Here is a 22547-nt window from a genome sequence, read left to right as displayed (position 1 = left end):
GAGGTCGACTGTGGAATGAGACCATGGGGGCCGTGACACACTCAGTTTCCGGGCGGGCGGTCGTCAAGTTCGTCGAGGAGATCGACGCGGCCGCCCGCGGGGATCTCACCACCCGGCTGGCGGAGGCGGGGCTCGCGCCACGGGTCGGCTTCGACCTGGGCGAACTCGGTCTCGTTCCGGAGCGGCTGCTGCCGGCCGCGGTGATCACCCTCTTCGACGACCTGGCCGCGGTGGGCGCCCACCAACTCGCCCGGGTCACGCAGACGGCGCGGGACTGGCTGGTGGCTGCCGCCGCGCCGGGTTTCGTCGAGGTGGAGATCGACGTCACCGGTCAGACGGTACGGGTCTGGGCCAGCGATCCGGACCGGGCGACCGAGACCGTGGGGAAGTTCCTGTCCGGCGGCCTCGCCGCCGGGCCGCTGACCTGGCACGGCGACCGGTGGGACGTCGCGCCGACGCCGACGACCGGCCGGCCCGCCGGCCCACCGCCCCGGGTGCTGGCCCTGGATACCGACTGGTTCTCCGCGAAGGGCGGTCTGAGCACGTTCAACCGGTCGCTCTGCGCGGCGCTCGCCCGAGCAGGCGCGGACGTCGTCTGCGTCGTCCTCGAACCGTCCCCGGAGGAGATCGCACACGCCCGCGAGGTCGGGGTCACGCTGGTGGCGGCGCCCGCGGCGACCACCGGCGGGCTGCGGGACGCGCTGGCCCGGCGTCCGCGGCTGGCCGGCGGCTGGGCACCGGACCTGGTGATCGGACACGGCCGGATCACCGGCGGGCACGCCCGGGTCCAGGTCGAGGACCACTTCCCGGCGGCGGCCAGGGCACACATCGTGCACACCTGGTCGGATCACATCGAATGGCAACGCGGTGACCGGCCGGACAGCGGCGCCATCGCCGAGCGACGCTGGAAGGAGGACATCGAGCTGGCCCGCACCGCGACCCGTGCGTTCGGCGTGGGTCCCCTGCTGCACGATCTCCTCAGCCGCGACCTTTCCGGCTACCCCGACGCCCCCGCCCCGGGGCGGATCGATCCGGGCTTCGATCTCGACGACGAGACCCCCCGCGTGCCGCCGCTGTGGCAGCAACGTCAGGTGATGCTGTCGGGCCGGCTGGACGACTGGTCGGTCAAAGGGCTGGATCTGGCGGCACGGGCGGTGGGAGCGGCCGTGGAGTTGCTCAGCCTCGGCGGCACCGAGCCGGAACTGGTGCTGCGGGGCGTGCCGCCGGACGACCATGGCCGGGTGCGGGAGCTGGTCCTGGAGTGGGCAGGCCGACGCACCCTGCAGGTCACCCCCCGGGCCTACTCCACCAGTGCGGACGATCTCCGGGCCGACCTGCGCCGGGCGTGCCTCGCGCTCATGCCCTCCCGTGCCGAGGCATTCGGTCTCGTCGGCCGCGAGGCCATCGTCGCCGGCACCCCCCTGCTGGTCAGCGCGAAGAGTGGACTGGGCAGGCTGCTCCACGAGGTGCTGACACCGCAGGACGCGGCGTTGACGGTGCTGCCGGTCGAGGACGACGAGTCGACCGACACCCGCCGCTGGGCCTTCGAGACGGCTCGCATCCTGCGGGACCCGGCAGGCGCCTTCGCCCTCGCCGAACGGATCCGGCGGGCCATGGCGGCGCGGGTCACCAGCGCGGCGGCCGCGGCCTCCGTCCTGGATACGCTCGCCTGACTGCCACCGTCGGCCGAGCGGCCGTCGAGAGCATCGAGCCCGGTCACGCGGAGGGTCGGTAGCGCTCGCCACAGTCGCGGCACCGTTCACGATCGGACCAGTCCGCCCGGCCGAGCTCTTCCGGGGTCAACGGCGACTGTCCCAGGTCGGCCCGCAAGGCCATCCGGAAGGCCCAGAGCCCCTCGGCGAAGGGGTGGTAGACCCGGTGGTAGTCGGCACCGTCGAGGCGCGCGCCGGCCCGGATCGCGTCGCGGATCGCGATGAGCCGCAGGAACGCGACCTCGGCCGCGGCCACCAGGGGTGCCGCACCCAGCACCAGCAGGCGTTCGCGGATCGCGTACACCCGGGCGTTGTGGAGCGTCTCGTTGGCCGCGTCGTGGCGTGCCGACGGTGGCAGGTCGGCGCGGGCCACCGCGCGCAGGGCGTTGTGGGCCTCGTCGAGCGCGAGCATGAACGCCACGGCGGTCGCCGAGGGGATCGGCAGCTCGCCCCGGGTCAGCGGTGCGTCGGGCCGGTGGTCGGTGGTGGGCTCGTCGGGGCGGGGCTGTCGCTGCCATCCCGTCGACGTGTCCCACGTCCGGTCAGCGGATGCGGCCCCCCGGGACGGCCGCGCATCGCGCGCCTGCGCCAGTCTGGCCAGCACACCGCCTGTCCCCAGCGCCTCGTCACAGCGCTGGGCCAGCTGGACATTGCCCGGCGCTCGACCCGTCTCCACCTTGCTCAGATAGCCCCGGCTGTAGTTGACCTTCCGGGCCAGCCCGGACAGGGACAGCCCGGCGTGCTCCCGGAACCGGCGGAGGCACTCCCCCAGCCGCTCCGGACGGTTGGTCAGTGACTCGCATCCGTCGTCACGCACCGCGGTCATCGCGCAGCGTCGTCTTCGCAAGACACGTCGTAACTGTATCAATGTGAGCCTCTGTTCGACGGTGGTCCAGCGACTGGCGGGAGCCGCCGGACCACCGCCAGGGTCAGCAAGCGGGGGTCGATACCTGGTTCGCGATCAGCGACGAGTGGATGTAGCCGCTCGTCGGGCTGTTGACCCGGAACCAGCGGTTGGACGCGTAGTTGGAGTTCGGCGGGTAGACCCACTGGGAATCGACCCAGCAGACCATCGTGACGCCCGTACCGTTGCCGTAGTAGCCGTTGGACGAGCAACCGGTGTTGGCGCAGCTGCGGATGTTGGCGCCGCCGGAGTTGGAGTTGATGTACGGTCCCGCCGCCGCCGCGGGCATGCTCGTCACCGCCACGAGAGCGCCGGCGGCACCGACGATCGCGGCGACCCGTGCGAGACGGCGGCGAACCGCCAGGTTGCTCTTCGACATCCTGGATTCTCCTCGTGTTGTGAGGGCTGGCAGGGAGGCCAGCTCGCTGCCATCAGAATCGATCGACCAGTTCCCGTTCCGGAACGGGTTTCCTGTCGCATCAGGCCAGGAGGAGACGGTGCAACACCCCGGGATCCAGCCCCGGCGGCATGACCAGCAGGACTACCGGCCGAGGGCCATGGTCGACCGCCCCAGTTCGCCCTGCCGGAACAGGGAGAGAAGTTGCTGGTCGACGGCTCCGCCCCCGGCCGCCCGCGCAGCCAGCCGCCGGCCGATGACCGCCTCCCGGGCGACGACGTGCACGGCCAGCACTCGGCTGCCACCCGCGAGGAGCGCGCGCGCAGCAGGTCGGGGGACAGCACCGAGGACTCGACGACGAGGCTCACCCCGGAGGCGGCAAGCAGCCGGGCCGCGTCGACCAGCACGGCTTCGGCCCGGAGGCTGAGGGGACCAGGGCGTTCCCGGCCACCGGGTCGTCGTCAGGACGCGGTACGCGACCACTGCTGGTTGGTGCCGCCGTTGCAGGCGTACTGCTGGATGTCGGCGCTGTCGCCGGTGCCGGCGTTGACCACGTCGAGGCACTTGCCGCTGTGCCGGGCCCGGAGCTGGAAGTAGTCGCCGGTCGCGGCCCACTGCCACTGCTGGTTGGCGCCGCTGCCGCAGGTGTACTGGATGATGTTGGCGCCGTCGGCCGTGGACGCGTTGGCGACGTCGAGGCACTTGCCGCTGTTGACGTTGACGACGCGGACGTAGCCGCCGCCGGCGTCCTGGAACTCCCACTTCTGGTTTCCGCCGCCGTTCCAGGTGTACTGCCTGATCTCGGCGTTGTTGGCCGTGGAGTAGCCCACCACGTCCATCACCTTGCCGCTGTGCCGGGCGGTGACGCGGTAGTAGGCGGGCGAGTTGCCGGTGACCGTCCCGGTGGCCGTGTCGATGGTGACGGACGGGTACCAGGTCAGGCTCATGCTGGTGCTGGACGGGAAGGCGATCGGCAGCCAGACGTACTGCGAGTCGCCGACGGGGCCGCCCCACGCTCCCGCCCAGCGGTCGCCCAGGTAGAGGTAGCTGGTGGTGGAGGTGCCCTGGATGGGCAGCACGTAGGCCGGCTGGGAGCTGAACGTGTTGCTGTTGCCCACGTCGGTCCAGCCGCTCCACGGCCCGGAGATGTTCGGCGCGGTGGCGTACTTCGCCTGGTTGGGGCTCCAGCCCGTCGCTCCGGAGGTCAGCAGGAAGTACGTGCCGCCCCGCTTGAACATGGCGGGCGCCTCGCGGGTCGCGCCGGCCCAGAAGTTGCCCACGAGGGTGGACACGTTGAGGTAGTCCGAGGTGAGCCGGTAGATGTGCAGGTCGCGGTTCTCGTTGGCGGCCGAGATCATGTACGCCGTACCGTTGTCGTTGTAGAGCGTGATGTCGCGGGACATGTGCTGGCCGAACGGCCGGAAGCTGCCGTGGTAGGTGTAGTTGCCGTCCACGGTCGCCGACGAGGCCACGGCGGCCCGGGCCTCGTTGTAGTCGGAGCCGTTCTCCTTGTGCATCCACATCACGTACCGGCCGGTGCTGGCGTTGTAGATCACCTTCGGCCGCTCGATGTTGGCGCGCTGCAACTCGCCGGCAGACGACTGGGTCAGCACGTTGTTGCGGAACTCCCAGGTGCGCAGGTCGGTGGAGCGGTAGACGGAGACCGCCCGGAAGGTGTTGTCGGGGTTGCGGTTCTCGCCGAACCAGTAGTAGTAGTCGCCGACCTTGAGGACACCGCCGCCGTGGGCGTGCACAATTGCGCCGCTGGTGTCGGTGAACTGCGTGCCGTTGGTGACGGTCACCGGTGCCGCCTGGGCACCCGCGCCCGGCCCGAGCGTCGTCGCCAGAGTCACGATGAGCGCCACCCCGAGAGACAGGAGGCGCCGTCCGTTGCTTCTCATCCGATCGTCCCTTCTGGGCCGGGACGACCATTAACCCATCGATAGTCACCCATGCGCAACAGCTTGGTAACCGGACTGTGGGACGCGGGTCGCCGGACGGATCCGCCCGCCGGCCGGGGCGGCGCGGGCGAGGTCGTGCCCGAGCCCGGAAAGAGTGGGCTCCCGCTCGGGAGCTCGGGACGATGCCACTGTTTCCCGGATCGAGCACGACCCCCGCCCCCGGCGACCTCGCACCCCGGCGAGGCCGGCGCAGCCGACGGGCCGGCGGCTACCGGCTACAGGTCAGTGCGGGGACGCCGGCCGCCCCACTGGACCACACCATCATCCCGAACGTCGTCCAGGCGCCGGGCGCCAGCGTCCCGTTGTACGACGCGTTGCCGACGACGACGTCGCTGCCGGTGGTCTCCACCACGCCGTTCCAGGCCGCCGAGATGCGCTCGTCGCCGGGCCACCGCCAGCTCACGCGCCAGCCCTGGACCGGCGCGCTGCCGGTGGCGCGCACGGTGACCGTGGCGACGAAGCCGCCGGTCCACCGGTTGTCGACGGTGGCGGTCGCGGTGCACACCGACTGGTCGGTGGTGCGGGCCGGCCCGCCGATGACGTACGGGTCCTTCTTGCCGTCGGGCTCGCTGAACCGGAACCAGTAGTCGGTGTTCGGGGTCAGCCCGCCGACGGTCACCGTCCCGTTGCGCTCGGGCCCGGTGAGGGCCTGGGCGGCGGGGTTGCGCCACTGCTCCGCGTCCTCGCGGCTGGTGAAGAGGTGCACCTGCATCGGCGGGTCGTAGCCGCAGGGCGGGGTGAGCAGCATCCCGTAGGTGATGGTCAGGCTCGTTGCGGTGGTCGCCGTCACCTGGCCCCAGATCGGCAGCGCCGGCGGGCACGCCACGGTCGGGGTGGGGATCGGCGGCGCCGGGGTCTGCATCGCGGCGGGGGGCGCGGCGGCGGCACCGGCCGCGCCGGCCCAGGTGGCCAGGGTCAGGGTCGCGGCGGCGAGCACCACGCCGGGCATCCGGAACATCCGTACCTCCTTGGATCGCGGGGACGCGCCGACCGGCAGGCGGGCAGCGGTCGGCAGCGGTCGCCGGGAGGGCGGCCCGGCACCGGATGGCCCTGCCACCCCGCGCACCTTCCCAGGCTGGTTCGGGGCTTCGCGCCGGCTCCCGGGCGCGCGACCCAGCGACAGCCTTCCATTCGATGAATATCGATGCAATGAGCCGTTCCGGTCGGCCACGGACAGCCGTCAGGGCAGCCGCCGGCGCAGCCGTCAGGGCAGCCGGGGCTCGGCGTCGAGGCCCTCGACGACGCGGGTGGCGATCCGCTCCAGGGCGCGTACCTCGTCGGGGTCCAGCCGGTCGAAGACGAGCCGCTGCACTCGGAGAAGAACGACTCGTGGCGGCTCGGCGGCGAGCGGCACACCGAGCCGGTGCACTTCGTGCAGATGTGGGTGGTGCCCGACGAGCCCGGCGTCACCCCCGGCTACGAGCAGTTGGAGATCGACGACGAGCTGCTCACCGGCGGCCTCGTCCCGGTCGCGTTGGGGATGGACCGGCACGCCGACGCCGCGGCCATCCGGATCCGCAACCGGTACGCCGCCCTGTACGCGGCCCGGCTCCAGCCCGGCCAGAGCGTGCAGCTGCCCGAGGCGCCGTACCTGCACCTGTTCGTGCCCCGGGGCGCGGTGACCCTCGAAGGGTCCGGCGCGCTCGGCACCGCCGACGCGGTCCGCTTCACCGCCACCGGCGGGCAGCGGGTCACGGCCACCGAGCCGGCCGAGATCCTGGTCTGGGAGATGCACGCCACCGTCGCCGGCTGAGCCCGTCCGGCGGTGGCGAGGGACCGCTGTCCGGCCCTGCGTACGATGCGGGGCCGGACAGCGGCTCGTCCCGGCGGAGGTGACGGCAGATGGCAGGCCAGCACGAGGGGTTCGCCCTCGGCGTCGACCTCGGCACGTCCAACACCGTGGCCGTGCTGCGCTGGCCGGACGGGCGGACCCGGCCGCTGCTGGTCGACGGGCAGCCGGTCGTCCCCTCCGGGGTGTACGCCGACGCCGACGGCCGGCTGCACGTCGGCCGGGACGCCCGGCGGCTGGCACAGGCCGACCCGGGGCGCTACGAGCCGAACCCGAAGCGCCGCATCGACGCCCAGACCGTGCCGCTGGGCGACCGCGGGTACGCCCCCGCCGACCTGCTCGCCGCGGTCCTGCACGCGGTGGGGCAGGCGGCCGTCGCCGCGGTCGGCTTCCTGCCCCCGGCGGTGCTCACCTGCCCGGCGTCCTGGGACGACGCCCGCCGCCAGGTCCTCGCCGACGCGCTGCTGCGGGCGGGCTGGCCGCAGGCCGCCGAGCACACCCTGTCCGGCCCCACCCCGCCCGGCACCCGGCTGCTGCGCGAGCCCGTCGCCGCCGCCCGCTACTACGCCCAGGTGCTGCGCCGGCCGGTGCCCGTCGGCGGCTCGATCGCCGTGTTCGACCTCGGCGGCGGCACACTCGACGTGGCGGTGCTGCGCAACGAGGGCGCCGACCCGTGGGGCGACTCGGGCTTCACCGTGACCGCCACCGGGGGCGTGCCCGACCTGGGCGGGCTGGACCTGGACGCGGCCCTGGTGGCCCGGCTGGGCGAGCGGGTGTCCGCGACCGACCCGCAGGTGTGGCAGCGGCTCACCGCGCCGGCCGACGCGCCGCAGTGGCGCGACCGGCACCAGCTGTGGGAGGGCGTCCGCGAGGCGCGGGAGATGCTGTCCCGGGCCACGGTCGCGCCGGTGGTCGTGCCGGGCCTGCCGGCGGTGGTCGAGCTGACCCGCGAGGACGTCGAAGGCGTGGCCGCTCCGCTGCTGGCCCGCGCGGTCGCCGAGACCCGGCGGGTGCTCGCCGCCGCCGGCCTCACCCCCGACCGGCTCGCCGGCCTGTTCCTGGTGGGCGGCCCGACCCGGATGCCGCTGGTGGCCCGTATGCTGCACGCCGAGCTGGGCGTCGCGCCGACCGTGCTGGAGCAGCCGGAACTGCCGGTGGCCGAGGGGGCGCTGACGGACCTGCCGACCCCCCGCCCGGCCCCCGCGCCACCGGGCGCCCCCGCACCGCCACCGGCCGCCTCCGCTCCACCGCCGACCGTGCCCGCCCCCGCTTCGCCGCCAGGCACCCCCACTCCGCCGCCGACCGTGCCCGCCAGCGCGCCGGTCACCGCGTGGGGCCCGCCCGGCACGCCACCGCCCGGGCCCGGGTCGCCGACCGCGCCCGGGTCGCCCGCCGCCCCCGGGTCGCCGCCGGCCGCCCGCCGGCGGCGCGCGCTGTGGATCACGGTGGCGGCGGTGCTCGCCCTCGCCGGGGTGGGCGTCGGGGCCGCGCTCTGGTTCACCCGGGACCGCTACCCGGGGCTGGAGTTCCAGAACCTGGCCGAGGTAAAGCGCGTCCCGGCCGGCGAGGACCGGCCGACCGAGACCCTCACCGCGCTGCTCGGCGACGCCGGCTACGCGGCGTACCCGCTGCCGGACGACCGGCTGGAGATCGTGGCGGTCGACGCGGGGACCGGCCGCACCCGGTGGCGCAAGCAGACCACGCAGACGGCGCAGCAGTGGGAGGCGCTCGTCGCCGTGCCCGGGGCGGTGGCGGCCCTCTCCGACCCGATCGGCGTCGACGCGCCCCGCGAGCTGGTGGTGCGCGACGCCGCCTCCGGCGAGCAGCGGTGGAGCCGCAGCATCGGCGACGACGACCGGGTGATCTTCGGGCGGGACGTGGCGGTGCTGGTCGACACCGCCGGGAACCGGCTCGTCGGGCTGCGGATGCGCGACGGGAACCAGGTCTGGGCCCAGGACAACCCGCGCGACTCGTCGGGCAACGCCCGCAGCGCCGTGCTGCCCGTCGAGGCCGCCGAGGCGGCCGGCGGGCCGGCGTACCCCGACGGGACGCCCCGCGACCCGTGGCGGGGCCGGGCCGACCGGCTCGTGCAGATCGGCGCGGACCGCTCGGCCCGGCTGCTCGACCTGGCCGAGGGCACGGTGCTGCGCAGCTGGCCCGGCGTCGCCGACCTCGACGACCAGATGGTCGCGCGGGACGACCGGTTGTACGTGGTCGACGACGCCGGGGTCGGCGGGTACCGGCTGCTCGGGTACGACCTGACCCGGGTGGCCGAGCCGACGGTGCTGCACAGCGCCGCCGACGACGGGCGTCGGGTGGCGGCGCTGGTGGCCTGCGGCAAGCACCGGGCGTGCCTGTTGGAGGCCCCGGCCGGCGACGCGGACCGCGCCGAGGTGGTCGCCGTCGCGGAGGGCGAGAGGGCGAAGCGCTGGGCGACGCCGGGGGCCCGGGAGCTGGTGCCGGTGGGCGCGCACCTGATCGTGCGGCGGCAGTTCCCCGAGGCGACGTCCACGCTGTTCGACCCGGCGGGCCGCGCGGTGCTGCGCGACCGGGGCGGGGTGGCCGTGCGGCTGGACGCGGGCAACGTGCTGATCTTCGCCGACCCGCTCAGCGGCGGCGAGGCCGACCGCAGCCTCGCCGGGCTGGCCGTCGACGGCACCGGCCCCGTCGAACTGGGCCTGGCCGAGGACGTGCGCAGCGAGTCCTGCTCGTGGAACACCAGCGTGCTGCTGTGCGGCGCGGCGAAGGACTTCGTGCTGTACCGCTTCGCCCCGACGCCCTGACGACGGCAACGGTGGATCGCCGCCCGGCCCCGCTCGCCGGTGCGGAGCGGGCGGAGCCGGGCGGCCGTCGATCGGCCGTCAGGCGGCCGTCAGGCGGGTCGGCCCTCAGGCGGGTCGACCGTCAGTCGGCGCTGGCCAGGTCCCGGAAGACGGTGAGCGTGGCCGGGTCGTCGATGGTGGCCGGGACCGGCTCGTCGCGCCCCTCCACCAGCCCACGCATGGTGCGGCGCAGGATCTTGCCGGAGCGGGTCTTCGGCAGCGCCGGGACGACGGTCACCCGGCGGAATGCGGCGACCGGGCCGATCCGCTGCCGCACCAGGGCCACCAGCTCGGCGGCGAGGGCCTCCGGGTCGACGTCGACGCCGGCCTTCAGCACCACGTACCCGCTGGGCACCTGGCCCTTCAGGGCGTCGGCGACGCCGATCACGGCGCACTCGGCGACCGCCGGGTGCCCGGCCAGCACCTCCTCCATCGCCCCGGTGGAGAGCCGGTGCCCGGCCACGTTGATCACGTCGTCGGTGCGGCCCATCACGTGCAGGTAGCCGTCGGCGTCGAACCGGCCGCCGTCGCCGGTCAGGTAGTAGCCGTCGAAGGTGCTCAGGTAGGACCGGACGTACCGCTCGTCGTCGCCCCAGAGGGTCGGCAGGCAGCCCGGCGGCAGCGGCAGCCTGAGCACGATCGAGCCGTCGACGCCCGCCGGCACCTGTTCACCCCGCGAATCGACCACCCGCACGTCGTAGCCGGGGACCGGCACCGAGGGCGAGCCTGCCTTGATCGGCAGCGGTTCGAGCCCGCGCGGGTTCGCCGCCACCGGCCAGCCCGTCTCCGTCTGCCACCAGTTGTCCACCACCGGCACGCCCAGCCGCGCCCCGGCCCAGGCGAAGGTGTCCGGGTCGAGCCGCTCGCCGGCCAGGAACAGCGTCCGCAGGCTGGTCAGGTCGTACCGGCCGATGCGGGTGCCGTCCGGGTCCTGGCGGCGGATCGCCCGGATCGCCGTCGGCGCGGTGAACAGGGCGGCCACCCGGTGCTGCGAGACGACCCGCCAGAACGCCCCCGCGTCCGGCGTGCCGACGGGCTTGCCCTCGTAGAGCACCGTGGTCGCCCCGGTGAGCAGCGGGCCGTACACGATGTAGGAGTGGCCGACCACCCAGCCGACGTCGGAGGCGGCCCAGAAGACGTCGCCCGGCCCGATGTCGAAGACGTTGGCCATCGACCAGCGCAGCGCCACCGCGTGCCCGCCGTTGTCGCGGACGACGCCCTTGGGCCGGCCCGTCGTGCCGGAGGTGTAGAGCACGTAGAGCGGGTCGGTGGCGGCGACGGGGACGCAGTCGGCGGGCTCCGCGCCGTCGAGGGCGTCGTCCCAGGTGACGTCGCGGCCGGGGGTCAGCGGGGCGGGGTGCTGCGGGCGCTGCACGATCACGCACCGCTGCGGGGCGTGCTCGGCCTCGGCGAGGGCCGCGTCGAGGATCGGGTGGTAGGGCACGATCCGGTCCACCTCGATGCCGCACGAGGTGGCCACGACCACCTTCGGCCGGGCGTCGTCGATGCGGACGGCCAGCTCGTGCGCGGCGAAGCCGCCGAACACCACGGAGTGCACCGCGCCGATCCGGGCGCAGGCCAGCATCGCGACCACCGCCTCCGGAACCATCGCCAGGTAGAGCAGCACCCGGTCGCCCCGGCCGACCCCGAGCCGGCGCAGGGCCCCGGCACACCGCGCGGTCGCGTCAAGCAGCTCGGCGTACGTGTAGGTGTGGGTGACGCCGGTGACCGGGCTGTCGTGGATCAACGCCGGCTGGTTGCCCCGCCCCGCCGCCACGTGCCGGTCGAGGGCGTTGTGGCAGGTGTTCAGCTCCCCGTCGGGGAACCAGCGGTACAACGGGGCCCGGGTGTCGTCGAGGATCCGCTGCGGGGGCCGGTGCCAGTCGATCTCCGCCGCCGCGTCCCGCCAGAATCCGGTCGGGTCGGCGATGCTCCGCTCGTACGCTGCTCGATACGCGCCCATCCGGCCATGATCGCCGGGGGCGGCGGGTGGGGACGACGGCCGGTCGGCTCCGCTGCGCCGGACGTACCCCCCGGGTCGCCGAACGGCGCGGCGGCTGGGTGCCGGGCGCGGGCCGGACGGTCGGCCGGTCCGCTCCGCGCAGCCCGGCCCCGCCGGGGCGGATGAAGGCCCGCCGGGCGGGTAAGCGGTGTCGGCCTGGTGAGGAACGGCCCGCGTCGCGCGGGCCGCGACGGCGACGCCCGGGCGGTCCGGCCTCCCGCCGACCGCCCGGGCGCGGCGGGCTCAGTTGCCGGTGACCCAGTTCCAGGCGGAGACCACCCACTCGGTCTGCTGGAGGTAGGCGACCCCCAGGCCGACCAGGAAGACGGCCGTCACCAGGTGCGCGCCGCGCGCGCTGCGCCGGACCCGCCCGAGCTGCCGTTCCAGGACCACCCGGCCGAGCAGCCGGGACAGCCCGAACAGGCCCGCGGCGACCAGCAGGCTCAGCAGGAAGGTGAGCACCGGCGCGCCCAGGTTGCCCCGCCCGGAGATGGCCCAGATGCCCCAGCAGACGAAGGCGAACAGGGCGCCCGCGGCGCTCCACTCGCCGCCGACCCGGAGCTGGTTGAGGTGCCAGCTCAGCGGCCGGCGGGGCGCCGACACGCCTGACCACTGCCCGTCGTGACCGCCGTGGCCCCCGTGCTCGACGGTCGGGAACTGCTCCGTGCGCGGCGGGCGGCGCTGGCCGACGGACGCCACGCCCCGGCGGAAGGCGTCGGGCTGCGGCGGCACCCCGACACCCGGCTGCGGCGGCACCTCGACCGTGCGCTCCGCCCACGGCTGTGTCTGGTCTGCCATCTCGTGTCCTCCCCCTGACCGATGCCGGCGTCGCCGGTCCGTCATCTCCGAGGGTAACCAGCCGGCAAACCCGCTCGCCCGGGCGTGCGCCATGGGATAGACACGGCGGATGACGGATACTGCCCTGCCGATCACCGTCGGCCGCCCCGACGACTTCGACGAGCTGGCCCGCCTGGTCGAGGTCGCGTTCCACACCACCCTCGACGCCGAGACGCGGGACGCGGAGCGGAGCATCTTCGAGCCGCCGCGCAGCCTGGTGGTCCGCGACGGCGCGGACCTCGTCGCGTCCGCCGGGGCGTACACCCGGGAGCTGACCGTGCCCGGGGCGGTCGTGCCGGCCGCCCACGTGACCATGGTCGCGGTGCTGCCCACCCACCGCCGCCGGGGCCTGCTCACCCGGCTCATGCGCCGGCAGCTCCGAGAGGTCCGCGACGCCGGCCGGGAGCCGGTGGCCGTGCTCTGGGCCAGCGAGGGCCGGATCTACCCCCGCTTCGGCTACGGCCTCGCCGCCCAACAGCTCGTCGTCGAGTGCGCCACCACCGAGCTGCGGCTGCCCGCCCCGACCGCCGCCGAGGGCCGGCTGCGCCTGGACCGCCCGGCCGCGCGGCGGGCCGAGCTGGCCCGGCTGTACGACCGGCAGCGCGCCGCCCACCCCGGCTGGTCCGACCGGGACGACCGGTGGTGGCGGTACGTGCTGGGCGACCTGCCCGGCCACCGGGACGGCGCGACGGAGCGGCGGGTGCTGCTGCACGAGGCCCCGGACGGCGAGATCGACGGGTACGCGCTGTGGCGCACCCGGCGCGGCTACGACGCCGGCGGCCCGAGCGGGGTGACCGTCGTCGACGAGCTGGTGGCCGCGAACCCGGCGGCCCGGGCGGCGCTGTGGCGGCTGCTGCTCTCGCTCGACCTGACCCGCCGGCTGTCCTACCAGGGGGCGGTGGACGATCCGCTGCTGCGCCTGGTCGACGAGCCGCGCCGGCTGGAGCCCCGGGTGTCCGACGCGCTGTGGGTGCGGGTGGTGGACGTGCCGGCCGCCCTCGCCGCCCGCCGGTACGCCGCCGCCGTCGACGTGGTGGTCGAGGTGACCGACGAGCTGCTGCCGGAGAACTCGGGGCGCTGGCGGCTGACCGGGGGCCCGGACGGGGCCCGCTGCGTGCCCGCCGACGCCCCGGCCGACCTGGCCTGCGACGTGCGGGCGCTCGGCGAGCTGTACCTGGGCGGGGTGGCCGTCACGGCGCTCGCCGACGCCGGTCGGGTCGCCGAGCTGCGCCCCGGCGCCCTCGCCGCGGCCGGCCCGGCCTTCTCCTGGCGCCGGGCACCGTCGGGGATGGGCGTCTTCTGACGCCCGGGGGCGCGGCGCGGACGGCATCCCCGGCGACCGGCCCGGGCAGGGCGCGGGGGCGGTCCGGGGCGGTACGGTCGACGGATGGGTGACGCGGAGCGACGGCGACGCCGGTCGAGGCACCACACCGACGGCGAGGCCCCGGCCGCCGCCACGGCGGGGACGCAGGACGTGGCGGCCGACCCGCCGCGCCGGCGGCCCGCCCCCGGCGGCGACGACCGGGACGGCGGCGACCGGGGCCTGCGCGGCCTGGTCGGCCCCGGCTCCTCGCAGGTGGGGCCCCGGGCGGCGATGCGGGCCCGGGACGCCGCCCGACCGACCGAGGCGGACCTGGCCGAGGCGGAGCAACGGGTGGTCGTCGTCCGGCGCAACTGGGTGCCCCGCGAGGACCTGCCCCGCTCCGGCCGCTGAGCTGCGCGGGGCGGGGCGGGTCCTCGCGCCGGGTCAGGGCAGCTCGGGCAGCTCGCGGCTCTGCTCGTACGCGGCGACCTGCTCGATCCGCCGGGCGTGCCGGGGGTTGCCGGAGAACGACGTGGTGAGGAACGCCTCGACGATGGCGGTCGCCTCGTCCAGGGTGTGCTGGCGGGCGCCGACGGCCACGAGGTTCGCGTCGTTGTGCTCCCGGCCGAGCTGGGCCGTGTCGATGTTCCAGGCCAGCGCCGCCCGGGCGCCGGCGACCTTGTTGGCGGCGATCTGCTCGCCGTTGCCCGAACCGCCGATGACGACCCCGAGACTGCCCGGGTCGGCGACCACCCGGGTGCCCGTGTGCAGGCAGAACGCCGGGTAGTCGTCGTCCGGGTCGAAGACGTGCGGCCCGACGTCGACCACCTCGTACCCCTGCTTGGCGAGGTGGCTGGCCAGGTGCACCTTCAGCTCGAAACCGGCATGGTCGGATCCCAGATAGACGCGCATACCGCGCAGTCTGTCAGGCCGGCTCACGCGCCGACGAGGGGGCGGCGGCGCGGAGCCGGTTTCGGCACAGAAGCCCAGTTCGGGGGGATGTTCAGCGGGGCAGCTCGGCCACCACGAGGCCGCCGCGGGCCTTCGGGGTGAACCAGGTGCTCTTGCGCGGCATCTTCTCCCGGGCCAGGTTGACCGCGACGAAGTCGTCGACGGTCACCGGGGCGATCAGCACGGCCAGCTCGGCCCGGCCCGCCTCGACCTCGCCGGTCAGCCAGCTCGCCGGGTAGTCGCCGCCGACGTACGTGATCCGCTTGTCGCCGGGGTCGAGGCCGAGCGCGTCGCGCAGCAGCACCCGCTCGACCAGGGCGTGGTCGAGGTTCTCCAGCCGGCCGCCGTCGACGTGCGGCAGGCGCACGGCGTACCCCTGGTCGGGGAGCCGGAGCGCGACGGTGCCGCCGGCCGTCGGAACCTCGACCGGGCCGTCGAGCGGCTCGACCTCGGCCCCGGCGGCGCGGAGCCGGTCGAGCAGCTCGGCCGGGGTGACGGTCAGCTCGCTGACGAGCCGGTTGTAGGGCTGGATGGCGACCGACGCGGGGGTGGTCACCACGGCCAGGAAGCGCGGCAGGCCGCCGGTCTGCGCGGCGAGGCTGCGGTGGTTGCCGTCGGCGACCACCAGCTCGCCGCCGCCGGCGAGCGCGGTCAGCGCGTCCTGCTCCGGGCCGGGACCGAGCAGCCACACGGCGTGCGTGCGGCCGGCCTGGTCCGTGTCGGTCGCGGCGGGCGCGCCGGCCGTCTCGGTCGCCGCCGCGAGCGCGGCGTGCAGCTCGTCGCCCCGGCCGGTCTGGAGCAGGAGCACGGGCGAGAGCAGGTGCCCGAGCGCCTCCGCGAGCGCGACCCGCTCCCGGACCTTGGCGATGAAGACGTCCTCGTTGCGGATGACCAGGCCGGGCTCGTCGGCGCTGGTGGAGATCTGGTCGGTGTCGACCATGGCGAACAGCCCGTACGCGGTCTCCTCGCCCGGCGCGCTGATCCGGTAGAGGACGACGACCTGCTCGGCCGGGGTGTAGCTGCCGTCGGCCTTCGCCTCGGCGAGCCGGGTCACCGCGTCGGGCAGCGCGTCGAGGAACGACCTGCCCAGGCTCTCCGGCGCCCGGTGGGGCATCTCGATGCCGAGGGCACTGTGCGGGTTCGCCTCGATGATCGCGGTGATCTCCGCGTCGTCGGCGAACTCGTCGTAGTTCTGCGCGCCGGTGCCGCCAGTGGTGATCCAGGCCCGGGCGATCGGATGCACGACCGTCATGTCCGCTGACGCTACCGCCGCGGGGTTACGCCACCCCCCGCGCCCCACCCGAGTCCACCAACTGAGCGGGGCCCGCCCGGGGCGCGCGCCGGCCGGCGCGCGCCCCGGGCGGGGGTGAGAGGGGAACCCTTCTCTACCGCAGGCGTTAAGAAGGGGCCCTTCCTTACTCGAAGCTCGGGCCGACCTCGCGGGAGCGCTTCAGCTCGTAGAAGCCGGGCGTGCCGGCGACCAGCAGGACGCCGTCCCAGAGCCGGCCGGCGGCCTCCCCCTTCGGGCGCGGGGTGACCACCGGGCCGAAGAACGCCACCGGGGAGCCGTCGGGACCCGGCGCGTGGATCACCGGGGTGCCGACGTCCTGGCCGACCGGCCGCATGCCCGCCTCGTGGCTGGCCCGCAGCGCCTCGTCGTGGTCGGTGGAGTCGGCGGCGGCGGCCAGCTCCGGGCCCAGCCCGGCGTCGGCGAGCGCGGCCACGTACAGGTCGCGGCCCAGTTCCTCCTTGCCGAGGTGGATGCGGGTGCCCAGCGCCGTGTAGAGGGCGCGGACGGCGTCGGGGCCGTGCTGCTGCTGCACCGCGACGCACACCCGCACCGGGCCCCAGCCGGCCTTCATGAGCTCCTGGTACTGCTCGGGCACGTCCCGGCCCTCGTTGAGCACCGACAGGCTCATCACGTGGAAACGGATGTCCACGTCGCGGACCTGTTCCACCTCCAGCAGCCAGCGGGAGGTCACCCACGCCCAGGGGCAGATGGGGTCGAACCACATGTCGACGGCGACACGCTCGGTCACGTGAGGTTCCCTTCGCGACGGGAGGGCCGAAAGCCGGCGCCTCGTCCCTCGATCCTCACCCCACGGCGCATCGACCGGTAGCGGAATGAGAGCGTGAGCTCGACCACCGCGAGGTGCCCTCGCATGGAAGACTCGGATCGGAACCGGTCGCCACGAGCGAGCGGTGGGCTGGCGCCGCGGCGGCGCACGGCGAGAGTGGGATGGAGACGAACAGTGCCGGGAGTGCGCAACCTGACCCAGGTGGAGGCCACCGAGCGGGCCCGCCTGCTTGAGGTGACCGGGTACGACATCAGTCTGGACCTGTCGACCGCCGTGCAGGCGGCCGACGGACGCACCTTCCGGTCGGTGACCGAGGTCCGGTTCCGTTGCGCCGAGCCGGGTGCGGCCACCTTCATCGAGGCCGCCGCCGAGTCGGTCCGGTCGGCCACCCTCAACGGCGCCCCGCTCGACCTGTCGGGCTGGTCGGCGGAGAAGGGGCTGGCGCTGCCCGGCCTGGCCGCCGAGAACACCCTCGTGGTGGACGCCGACTTCGCGTACTCCAACAGCGGGCAGGGGCTGCACCGCACGGTCGACCCGGTCGACGGGGAGACCTACCTCTACAGCCAGTTCGAGACGGCCGACGCGCAGAAGGTGTTCGCCTGCTTCGACCAGCCCGACCTCAAGAGCGTCTACACCTGGCACGCCACCGTCCCGGAGCACTGGCGGGTGGTGTCCAACATGCCGGTGGCGCGCGAGGAGCCGGCCGGCGAGGGGCTCAAGGCGGTCCACTTCGCGGAGTCGGCCCGGATGAGCACCTACATCACCGCGCTCTGCGCCGGCCCGTACCACGAGGTGCGCGACAGCCACGACGGCATCGACCTGGGGGTCTACTGCCGGGCGTCGATGGCGCAGCACCTCGACGCCGACGACCTGTTCCTGATCACCAAGCAGGGCTTCGACTTCTTCCACGAGCAGTTCGGGGTGCGCTACCCGCTGCCCAAGTACGACCAGCTCTGGGTGCCCGACTTCAACGCCGGGGCGATGGAGAACTTCGGCTGCGTCACGCACGCCGAGTCGCACTACATCTTCCGCTCGCAGGTCACCGACTTCGAGTACGAGCAGCGGGCCAACACGATCCTGCACGAGCTGGCGCACATGTGGTTCGGTGACCTGGTCACCATGCGCTGGTGGAACGACCTGTGGCTCAACGAGTCGTTCGCCGAGTGGGCCAGCCACTGGTGCAACGCCCACGCCACCCGGTTCACCGACGCGTGGACGACGTTCCTGTCGATTCGCAAGAACTGGGGCTACCGGCAGGACCAGCTCTCCTCCACCCACCCGGTCTACTGCGAGATGCCGGACCTGGAGGCCGTCGAGGTCAACTTCGACGGCATCACGTACGCCAAGGGCGCGAGCGTGCTCAAGCAGCTCGTCGCGTACGTCGGCGAGGAGCCGTTCCTGGCCGGGCTGCGCGCCTACTTCGGCAAGCACGCCTGGGGCAACGCCACCTTCGACGACCTGCTGTCGGAGCTGGAGGCGGCCTCCGGGCGGGAGCTGCGCAAGTTCGCCGCCCAGTGGCTGGAGACCGCGCAGGTCAACACGCTGCGCCCCGAGGTGACGATCGGCGCGGACGGCAGCTACGAGCGGGTCGTGGTGCGGCAGGAGGCCCCGTCGGGGCACCCGACGCTGCGCACGCACCGCATCGGCGTGGGCCTGTACGACCTGACCGACGGCCGGCTGGTGCGCCGCGACCGGATCGAGGTCGACGTGACCGGCGAGTCGACCGAGCTGACCGACCTGGCCGGGGTGCGGGCCGCCGACGTGCTGCTGCTCAACGACGACGACCTGACGTACACGAAGCTGCGCCTGGACGAGCGGTCGATGGCCACGGTGGTGCAGCACATCGCCGGGTTCGAGTCGTCGCTGTCGCGGGCCCTGTGCTGGATGGCGGCGTGGGACATGGTCCGCGACGCGGAGCTGTCGGCCCGCGACTACCTGGCGCTGGTGCTGGCCGGGCTGCCCGCCGAGACCGACATCAACCTGGTCACCGCCACCCTGCGGCAGTCCGTGGTGACCACCCTCAACCTGTACGCCGACCCGGCGTGGGCCCCGACCGGCTGGGCGGAGCTGGCCCGGGCCGCGAAGGCGACGCTGGCCACCGCCGAGCCGGGCAGCGGGCTCCAGCTCGCCTGGGCGCGCACCTACGTGCAGGCGTCCCGCTCGGCGGAGGACCTGGCCACCGTCCGGGGCTGGCTGGGCGGGGTGGACGTGCCCCCCGGGCTGGCCATCGACACCGAGCTGCGCTGGGTGATCCTCCAGTCGCTGATCAGCAAGGGCGTCGGCGGGCCGGCCGAGATCGAGGCGGAGCTGGCCGGCGACCGCACCGCCAGCGGCGAGCGGGAGGCCGCGTACGCGCACGCGCTGGTGCCGACGCCGGAGAACAAGGCGGCGGTCTGGGCGCAGCTCACCGGCCCCGACGCGCTGCCGAACTGGCGCAACCGGGCGCTGTTGCAGGGCTTCGCCCCGGCCGTGCAGGCGGAGCTGGTCGCGCCGTACCGGGAGCGGTACTTCGAGGTGGTGGACCAGGTCTGGGCGCAGCGCGACAGCGAGCCGGCGCAGGAGTTCGTGCAGCTCGCGTACCCGACGCAGCAGGTCTCCGAGGACACGGTGGCCGCCACGGACGCGTGGCTGGCCGCCGCCGGCGACAAGCCGGCGTCGCTGCGGCGGCTGGTGGCCGAGGGCCGCGACGCCGTCGTGCGCGCCCTGAAGGCCCGGGAGCGCGACGCCCGCAGCGCCTGACCCCACGTGGTACGCGGCCCGGGGCCGGCGGTGGACTCGCGTCCACCGCCGGCCCCGGGGCGTTTAGTGTGGCGTGAGGAGGTGGACGCGATGGCACAGCCGACGTACGGATGGCAGCCGCCGGGGCGCGGCTGGCGCGAGGAGGACCTGCGCGACCTGCCCGAGAACGGGAACCGCTACGAGATCATCGACGGGAGCCTGCACGTGACCCCACCGGCCGGACCGGACCACCACGAGCTGGCCGACGACATCCGGATGGCGCTGCGCCAGGCCGCCGCGCCAGGCTGGCGGGTCATCCGCGAGATCGGTGTGCGGGTGCCGGGCGGCAACCTGATCCCCGACGTCACGGTGCTACGGCCGACCGCCCCGCGGGAACGGATGTGGGCCGAACCCGTGGATGTGGCGCTCGTCGTCGAGGTCGAATCACCCAGCAGTCGCCGGCACGACCGGTTCACGAAGCCGGCCCTCTACGCCGAGGCCGGCATCCCCGCCTACTGGCGGGTCGAGCGAGGCGACTTCGGGCCGGTCGTGTACCGCTACGAGCTGGCCAAGGACGACCACTACCGCCTGCTCGGCACCGTGGGCCCCGACGACCCCGTGCAGGTCGCCGAGCCCTGGCCGATGACGCTCGACCCGGGGCGCTGGCCCCGCTGACGGCACCGCCCGACCCCGCCGCACCGGCATCGCCCCGCCGAACGCACGGACGCCCGGCCCGCTGTCGCGGACCGGGCGTCGCCGTCGTGTGCGGTGCTGCTCGCCGTGCGGTGGTGCTCGCCGTACGGCTGGTGAGAAGGGTGCCCTTCTCGACCGTATGCGTTAAGAAGGTGCCCTTCCTTACGCCCGGCCGGCGTGGCTGGCGAGCTGGTCGAGGCCGCTGATGATGCCGCCGGCCAGGTCGCCGCCGCCGAAGGCCGCGACCATGGAGAGCGCGGCGAGCTTCGCGTAGGTGTCGGGGATGCGCTTGCGGGCCTGCCGCCCGGTGACGATCTCCAGTTGGCGCTGGTTGGGCGACACCGCGATCAGCACGGACCGGTCGGGGTCGGCGAGCTGGCGGTGCAGCCGCTGGGCGTGCGCGCGGATCGGCTCGTCGAGCCCCCCGACGTAGACCGAGAAGACCAGCCCGGTCCCCTGGTCGGCCAGGCGGAGCGCCTCGTCGATGCGCAGCAGCTGGCGGGTCGAGAACGGCCCGTCCAGCACCTCGGGCGGGGTGCCCGCCTCGGCCTGCTTCTCACCAACGGTCACTTGCGCCTCCGGTTCCACCGGCCGGCGCCTCGACGCCGGCCCGGTCAAGCTTGTGGCTGGTCAGCGCCGGCGCCTGCGCGCCCGCCGCCAGCGCGGTGCCGGCCGAGTCGGCCAGCTGCTCCGGACGGCCCAGGAACCAGACCGGAGTGAAGTCGAAGGGTCGACCCGGCCGGTAGCGCTTGGCGCCGCCACCGGAGGACCGGCCGCCGGCGAACGCCAGCGCGGTGATCACCAGCACCACGGCCGCCGGGATGCCGACGAAGATCAGCAACGTCTCGGTAACAGACAATCCCAACGCCCCCAGGCGGAAAGAGAGACCAGGAACTTCCGGGTCGGTTGGACGATCATGACATCGGCTCGCCGACTCCGCTCGTATTCACGTTAGCGGAGCCCACGGCCCGCCAGACTGCGGGGTGGCGATCCCACCCGCCGCTGGCGTGCTCAAGCTGCGCGGCGACGCCGATCAGGGTCGCGTCGGCGCCGTAGCGGCCGGTGAGCAGAACCCCGACGGGCAGTCCCTCGGCCGTGCGCCCCAGCGGCAGCGACACGGACGGTTGCCCCGTGACGTTGAACACGGCGCAGTACGGCGAGAACCGCCGTTGTCTGTCGAAGTCGCGCTCGGGGTCGCCGTCGGCGGTGAACCAGCCCACCTCGGCCTGCGGCGCGGCCAGCGTCGGGCAGAGCAGCAGGTCGCAGCCGGCGGTGCGGTGGGCGGCCCGGCGCGCCTGCGCCTGGAGCTCGCCGAGGGTGCTCGTCAGCGTGCCGGCGGAGATCTCCGCGCCGCGGGAGCGCAGGAGCCGGGTCAGCGGCAGCAGGCGGCTCTCCCGCTCGGGCGGGACGGGGGCGAGCGCCAGGACATACCACACGATCTCGAACAGCGGCCACACCTCCGGGCCGAACGGCGCGGGGACGTCCACCACCTCGTGCCCGGCCTCGGCGAGCAGCGCGGCGGCGGTGTCGACGGCGGCCACGCAGTCGGGGTGGACGGGCTCGTCGGCGAGCATCGGGGCGGTGAACCGGCCGACCCGCAGCCGGCCGGGCGCGGCACCGCGGGCCGCGCCGAGGTAGCCGCCGTCGGGCGCGGGCGGCGGCAGGTAGGGCTCGCCGGGCACCGGCACCGCCATGACGTCGAGCAGCGCGGCGACGTCGGCGACGGTGCGCCCCAGCGGCCCGTTGATCGGCAGCCCGAACGCGCCGAAGCCCACCGGCCCGCCGGGGACCGTGCCCCGGCTCGGCTTGTGGCCGACGAGGCCGCACAGCGAGGCGGGGATGCGCAGCGAGCCGCCGCCGTCGGAGCCCTGGGCGACGGGGACCAGCCCGGCCGCGACGGCCGCCGCCGCGCCGCCGGAGGACCCGCCGGCCGTGTAGGCCAGGTCCCACGGGTTGCGGGCCGGCGGCGCGACCAGGCCCTCGGAGTAGAGCGAGCAGCCCAGCTCGCTGGTGGTGGTCTTGCCGAGGCTGACCAGCCCGGCGGCGCGGATCAGCCGGACGACGTCGGCGTCGACCGGGGGCACCAGGTCGGCGAAGGCCGCCGAGCCGAACGTGGTGCGCACCCCCGCGGTGAGCGTCAGGTCCTTGATCGCGGTGGGCACGCCGTGCAGCGGGCCGCGCCCCTGCGCCGGGGCGGCGTCGGCTGCCCGCGCCGCCTGGCGGGCTGCCTCGCCGGTGACGGTGACGAACGCGCCGACGGTGTCGCCGAGCGCGTCGACCCGGGCCAGGTGGTGCTCGACCAGGTCCGCGCTGGAGCACTCGCCGCGCGCGATCGCGGCGCCCTGCTCCAGGGCGGTCAGGTCGTGCAGCTCGGCCACCC

The 22547-nt window shown here is 74.7% G+C and carries 20 protein-coding genes; 7 read left to right on the top strand and 13 right to left on the bottom strand.

Annotation, left to right across the window (positions count from 1 at the left end):
• Positions 1 to 32: 32 nt before the first annotated feature.
• On the top strand, positions 33 to 1673 hold the full coding sequence (locus HDA31_RS04955) for a glycosyltransferase family 4 protein (protein WP_178066132.1): 1641 nt from the start codon (positions 33 to 35) through the stop codon (positions 1671 to 1673).
• 43 nt (positions 1674 to 1716) lie between these two features.
• Here HDA31_RS04955 and HDA31_RS04950 read toward each other — a convergent pair whose 3' ends face one another.
• From HDA31_RS04950 to HDA31_RS04930, 5 genes are all read right to left on the bottom strand, one after another.
• Positions 1717 to 2529 carry a helix-turn-helix domain-containing protein gene (locus tag HDA31_RS04950; protein WP_219824954.1) on the bottom strand — a complete coding sequence of 271 codons (813 nt, stop codon included), beginning with the start codon at positions 2527 to 2529 and terminating at the stop codon, positions 1717 to 1719.
• A gap of 112 nt (positions 2530 to 2641) precedes the next feature.
• Complete coding sequence (locus HDA31_RS04945) at positions 2642 to 2995, bottom strand: hypothetical protein (RefSeq protein WP_178066134.1); 354 nt, start codon at positions 2993 to 2995, stop codon at positions 2642 to 2644.
• Between the two features lie 162 nt (positions 2996 to 3157).
• The gene (locus HDA31_RS04940; RefSeq protein ID WP_178066135.1) at positions 3158 to 3307 is read right to left on the bottom strand and encodes a hypothetical protein; all 150 of its coding nucleotides are present in this window, start codon (positions 3305 to 3307) and stop codon (positions 3158 to 3160) included.
• A gap of 167 nt (positions 3308 to 3474) precedes the next feature.
• A complete protein-coding gene (locus HDA31_RS04935) occupies positions 3475 to 4914 on the bottom strand; it encodes an RICIN domain-containing protein (RefSeq protein WP_178066136.1) in 1440 nt (479 codons plus the stop codon).
• Positions 4915 to 5182: 268 nt separating this feature from the next.
• Positions 5183 to 5932: a cellulose binding domain-containing protein gene (locus HDA31_RS04930; protein ID WP_178066137.1), complete on the bottom strand. Its 750-nt coding sequence runs from the start codon at positions 5930 to 5932 to the stop codon at positions 5183 to 5185.
• A 405-nt stretch (positions 5933 to 6337) separates the two neighbouring features.
• On the opposite strand from HDA31_RS04930, the gene HDA31_RS04925 reads away from it, so the two are divergent.
• The gene (locus HDA31_RS04925; RefSeq protein ID WP_246384104.1) at positions 6338 to 6727 is read left to right on the top strand and encodes a pirin family protein; all 390 of its coding nucleotides are present in this window, start codon (positions 6338 to 6340) and stop codon (positions 6725 to 6727) included.
• Positions 6728 to 6816: 89 nt separating this feature from the next.
• On the top strand, positions 6817 to 9546 hold the full coding sequence (locus HDA31_RS04920; RefSeq protein WP_178066138.1) for an Hsp70 family protein: 2730 nt from the start codon (positions 6817 to 6819) through the stop codon (positions 9544 to 9546).
• 121 nt (positions 9547 to 9667) lie between these two features.
• On the opposite strand, the gene HDA31_RS04915 is transcribed toward HDA31_RS04920, so the two are convergent.
• Both HDA31_RS04915 and HDA31_RS04910 read right to left on the bottom strand, forming a co-directional pair.
• Entirely contained in the window at positions 9668 to 11548 is a 1881-nt protein-coding gene (locus tag HDA31_RS04915) for a propionyl-CoA synthetase (protein ID WP_178066139.1), read from the bottom strand.
• 282 nt (positions 11549 to 11830) lie between these two features.
• A complete protein-coding gene (locus HDA31_RS04910) occupies positions 11831 to 12385 on the bottom strand; it encodes a hypothetical protein (protein ID WP_178066140.1) in 555 nt (184 codons plus the stop codon).
• A 109-nt stretch (positions 12386 to 12494) separates the two neighbouring features.
• Between HDA31_RS04910 and HDA31_RS04905 the strand changes: the two genes are divergently transcribed.
• The gene (locus HDA31_RS04905) at positions 12495 to 13727 is read left to right on the top strand and encodes a GNAT family N-acetyltransferase (RefSeq protein ID WP_178066141.1); all 1233 of its coding nucleotides are present in this window, start codon (positions 12495 to 12497) and stop codon (positions 13725 to 13727) included.
• An 84-nt stretch (positions 13728 to 13811) separates the two neighbouring features.
• Positions 13812 to 14138: a hypothetical protein gene (locus tag HDA31_RS04900; protein WP_178066142.1), complete on the top strand. Its 327-nt coding sequence runs from the start codon at positions 13812 to 13814 to the stop codon at positions 14136 to 14138.
• Positions 14139 to 14171: 33 nt separating this feature from the next.
• On the opposite strand, the gene HDA31_RS04895 is transcribed toward HDA31_RS04900, so the two are convergent.
• The 3 genes from HDA31_RS04895 to HDA31_RS04885 all read right to left on the bottom strand — a co-directional run bounded on the left by HDA31_RS04895 (position 14172) and on the right by HDA31_RS04885 (position 16717).
• On the bottom strand, positions 14172 to 14639 hold the full coding sequence (locus HDA31_RS04895; RefSeq protein WP_074477619.1) for a ribose-5-phosphate isomerase: 468 nt from the start codon (positions 14637 to 14639) through the stop codon (positions 14172 to 14174).
• 91 nt (positions 14640 to 14730) lie between these two features.
• Complete coding sequence (locus HDA31_RS04890) at positions 14731 to 15930, bottom strand: DUF1015 family protein (protein WP_074477617.1); 1200 nt, start codon at positions 15928 to 15930, stop codon at positions 14731 to 14733.
• Between the two features lie 163 nt (positions 15931 to 16093).
• The gene (locus tag HDA31_RS04885) at positions 16094 to 16717 is read right to left on the bottom strand and encodes a mycothiol-dependent nitroreductase Rv2466c family protein (protein ID WP_074477615.1); all 624 of its coding nucleotides are present in this window, start codon (positions 16715 to 16717) and stop codon (positions 16094 to 16096) included.
• Positions 16718 to 16939: 222 nt separating this feature from the next.
• Here HDA31_RS04885 and pepN point away from each other — a divergent pair, with 222 nt between their 5' ends.
• Complete coding sequence (gene pepN, locus HDA31_RS04880) at positions 16940 to 19495, top strand: aminopeptidase N (RefSeq protein ID WP_178066143.1); 2556 nt, start codon at positions 16940 to 16942, stop codon at positions 19493 to 19495.
• A gap of 90 nt (positions 19496 to 19585) precedes the next feature.
• The gene (locus tag HDA31_RS04875) at positions 19586 to 20149 is read left to right on the top strand and encodes a Uma2 family endonuclease (RefSeq protein ID WP_178066144.1); all 564 of its coding nucleotides are present in this window, start codon (positions 19586 to 19588) and stop codon (positions 20147 to 20149) included.
• Positions 20150 to 20329: 180 nt separating this feature from the next.
• Here HDA31_RS04875 and HDA31_RS04870 read toward each other — a convergent pair whose 3' ends face one another.
• From HDA31_RS04870 to HDA31_RS04860, 3 genes are read right to left on the bottom strand one after another with little or no spacing between them, the layout of a single operon-like run.
• A complete protein-coding gene (locus HDA31_RS04870; protein WP_043966300.1) occupies positions 20330 to 20737 on the bottom strand; it encodes a DUF5130 family protein in 408 nt (135 codons plus the stop codon).
• Entirely contained in the window at positions 20724 to 21032 is a 309-nt protein-coding gene (gene ctaJ / locus HDA31_RS04865; RefSeq protein ID WP_431896366.1) for an aa3-type cytochrome oxidase subunit CtaJ, read from the bottom strand. Before ctaJ ends, HDA31_RS04870 begins: the two co-directional genes overlap by 14 nt.
• Before the next feature lie 49 nt (positions 21033 to 21081).
• Entirely contained in the window at positions 21082 to 22545 is a 1464-nt protein-coding gene (locus HDA31_RS04860; protein ID WP_178066145.1) for an amidase, read from the bottom strand.
• Between the last annotated feature and the right edge of the window lie 2 nt (positions 22546 to 22547).

Source organism: Micromonospora carbonacea (assembly GCF_014205165.1).
GTDB lineage: Bacteria > Actinomycetota > Actinomycetes > Mycobacteriales > Micromonosporaceae > Micromonospora > Micromonospora carbonacea.
Note: the sequence above shows the minus strand (reverse complement) of the source record. Positions and strands in the feature narration are given on the sequence as shown.

What these genes read in the sequence shown, in the direction of transcription:
- HDA31_RS04945 (WP_178066134.1), bottom strand. Translation starts at nt 2,995, where the DNA reads ATGTCGAAGAGCAACCTGGCGGTTCGCCGCCGTCTCGCACGGGTCGCC.
- HDA31_RS04935 (WP_178066136.1), bottom strand. Translation starts at nt 4,914, where the DNA reads ATGAGAAGCAACGGACGGCGCCTCCTGTCTCTCGGGGTGGCGCTCATC.
- HDA31_RS04930 (WP_178066137.1), bottom strand. Translation starts at nt 5,932, where the DNA reads ATGTTCCGGATGCCCGGCGTGGTGCTCGCCGCCGCGACCCTGACCCTG.
- HDA31_RS04920 (WP_178066138.1), top strand. Translation starts at nt 6,817, where the DNA reads ATGGCAGGCCAGCACGAGGGGTTCGCCCTCGGCGTCGACCTCGGCACG.
- HDA31_RS04915 (WP_178066139.1), bottom strand. Translation starts at nt 11,548, where the DNA reads ATGGGCGCGTATCGAGCAGCGTACGAGCGGAGCATCGCCGACCCGACC.
- HDA31_RS04910 (WP_178066140.1), bottom strand. Translation starts at nt 12,385, where the DNA reads ATGGCAGACCAGACACAGCCGTGGGCGGAGCGCACGGTCGAGGTGCCG.
- HDA31_RS04905 (WP_178066141.1), top strand. Translation starts at nt 12,495, where the DNA reads ATGACGGATACTGCCCTGCCGATCACCGTCGGCCGCCCCGACGACTTC.
- HDA31_RS04900 (WP_178066142.1), top strand. Translation starts at nt 13,812, where the DNA reads ATGGGTGACGCGGAGCGACGGCGACGCCGGTCGAGGCACCACACCGAC.
- HDA31_RS04895 (WP_074477619.1), bottom strand. Translation starts at nt 14,639, where the DNA reads ATGCGCGTCTATCTGGGATCCGACCATGCCGGTTTCGAGCTGAAGGTG.
- HDA31_RS04890 (WP_074477617.1), bottom strand. Translation starts at nt 15,930, where the DNA reads ATGACGGTCGTGCATCCGATCGCCCGGGCCTGGATCACCACTGGCGGC.
- HDA31_RS04875 (WP_178066144.1), top strand. Translation starts at nt 19,586, where the DNA reads ATGGCACAGCCGACGTACGGATGGCAGCCGCCGGGGCGCGGCTGGCGC.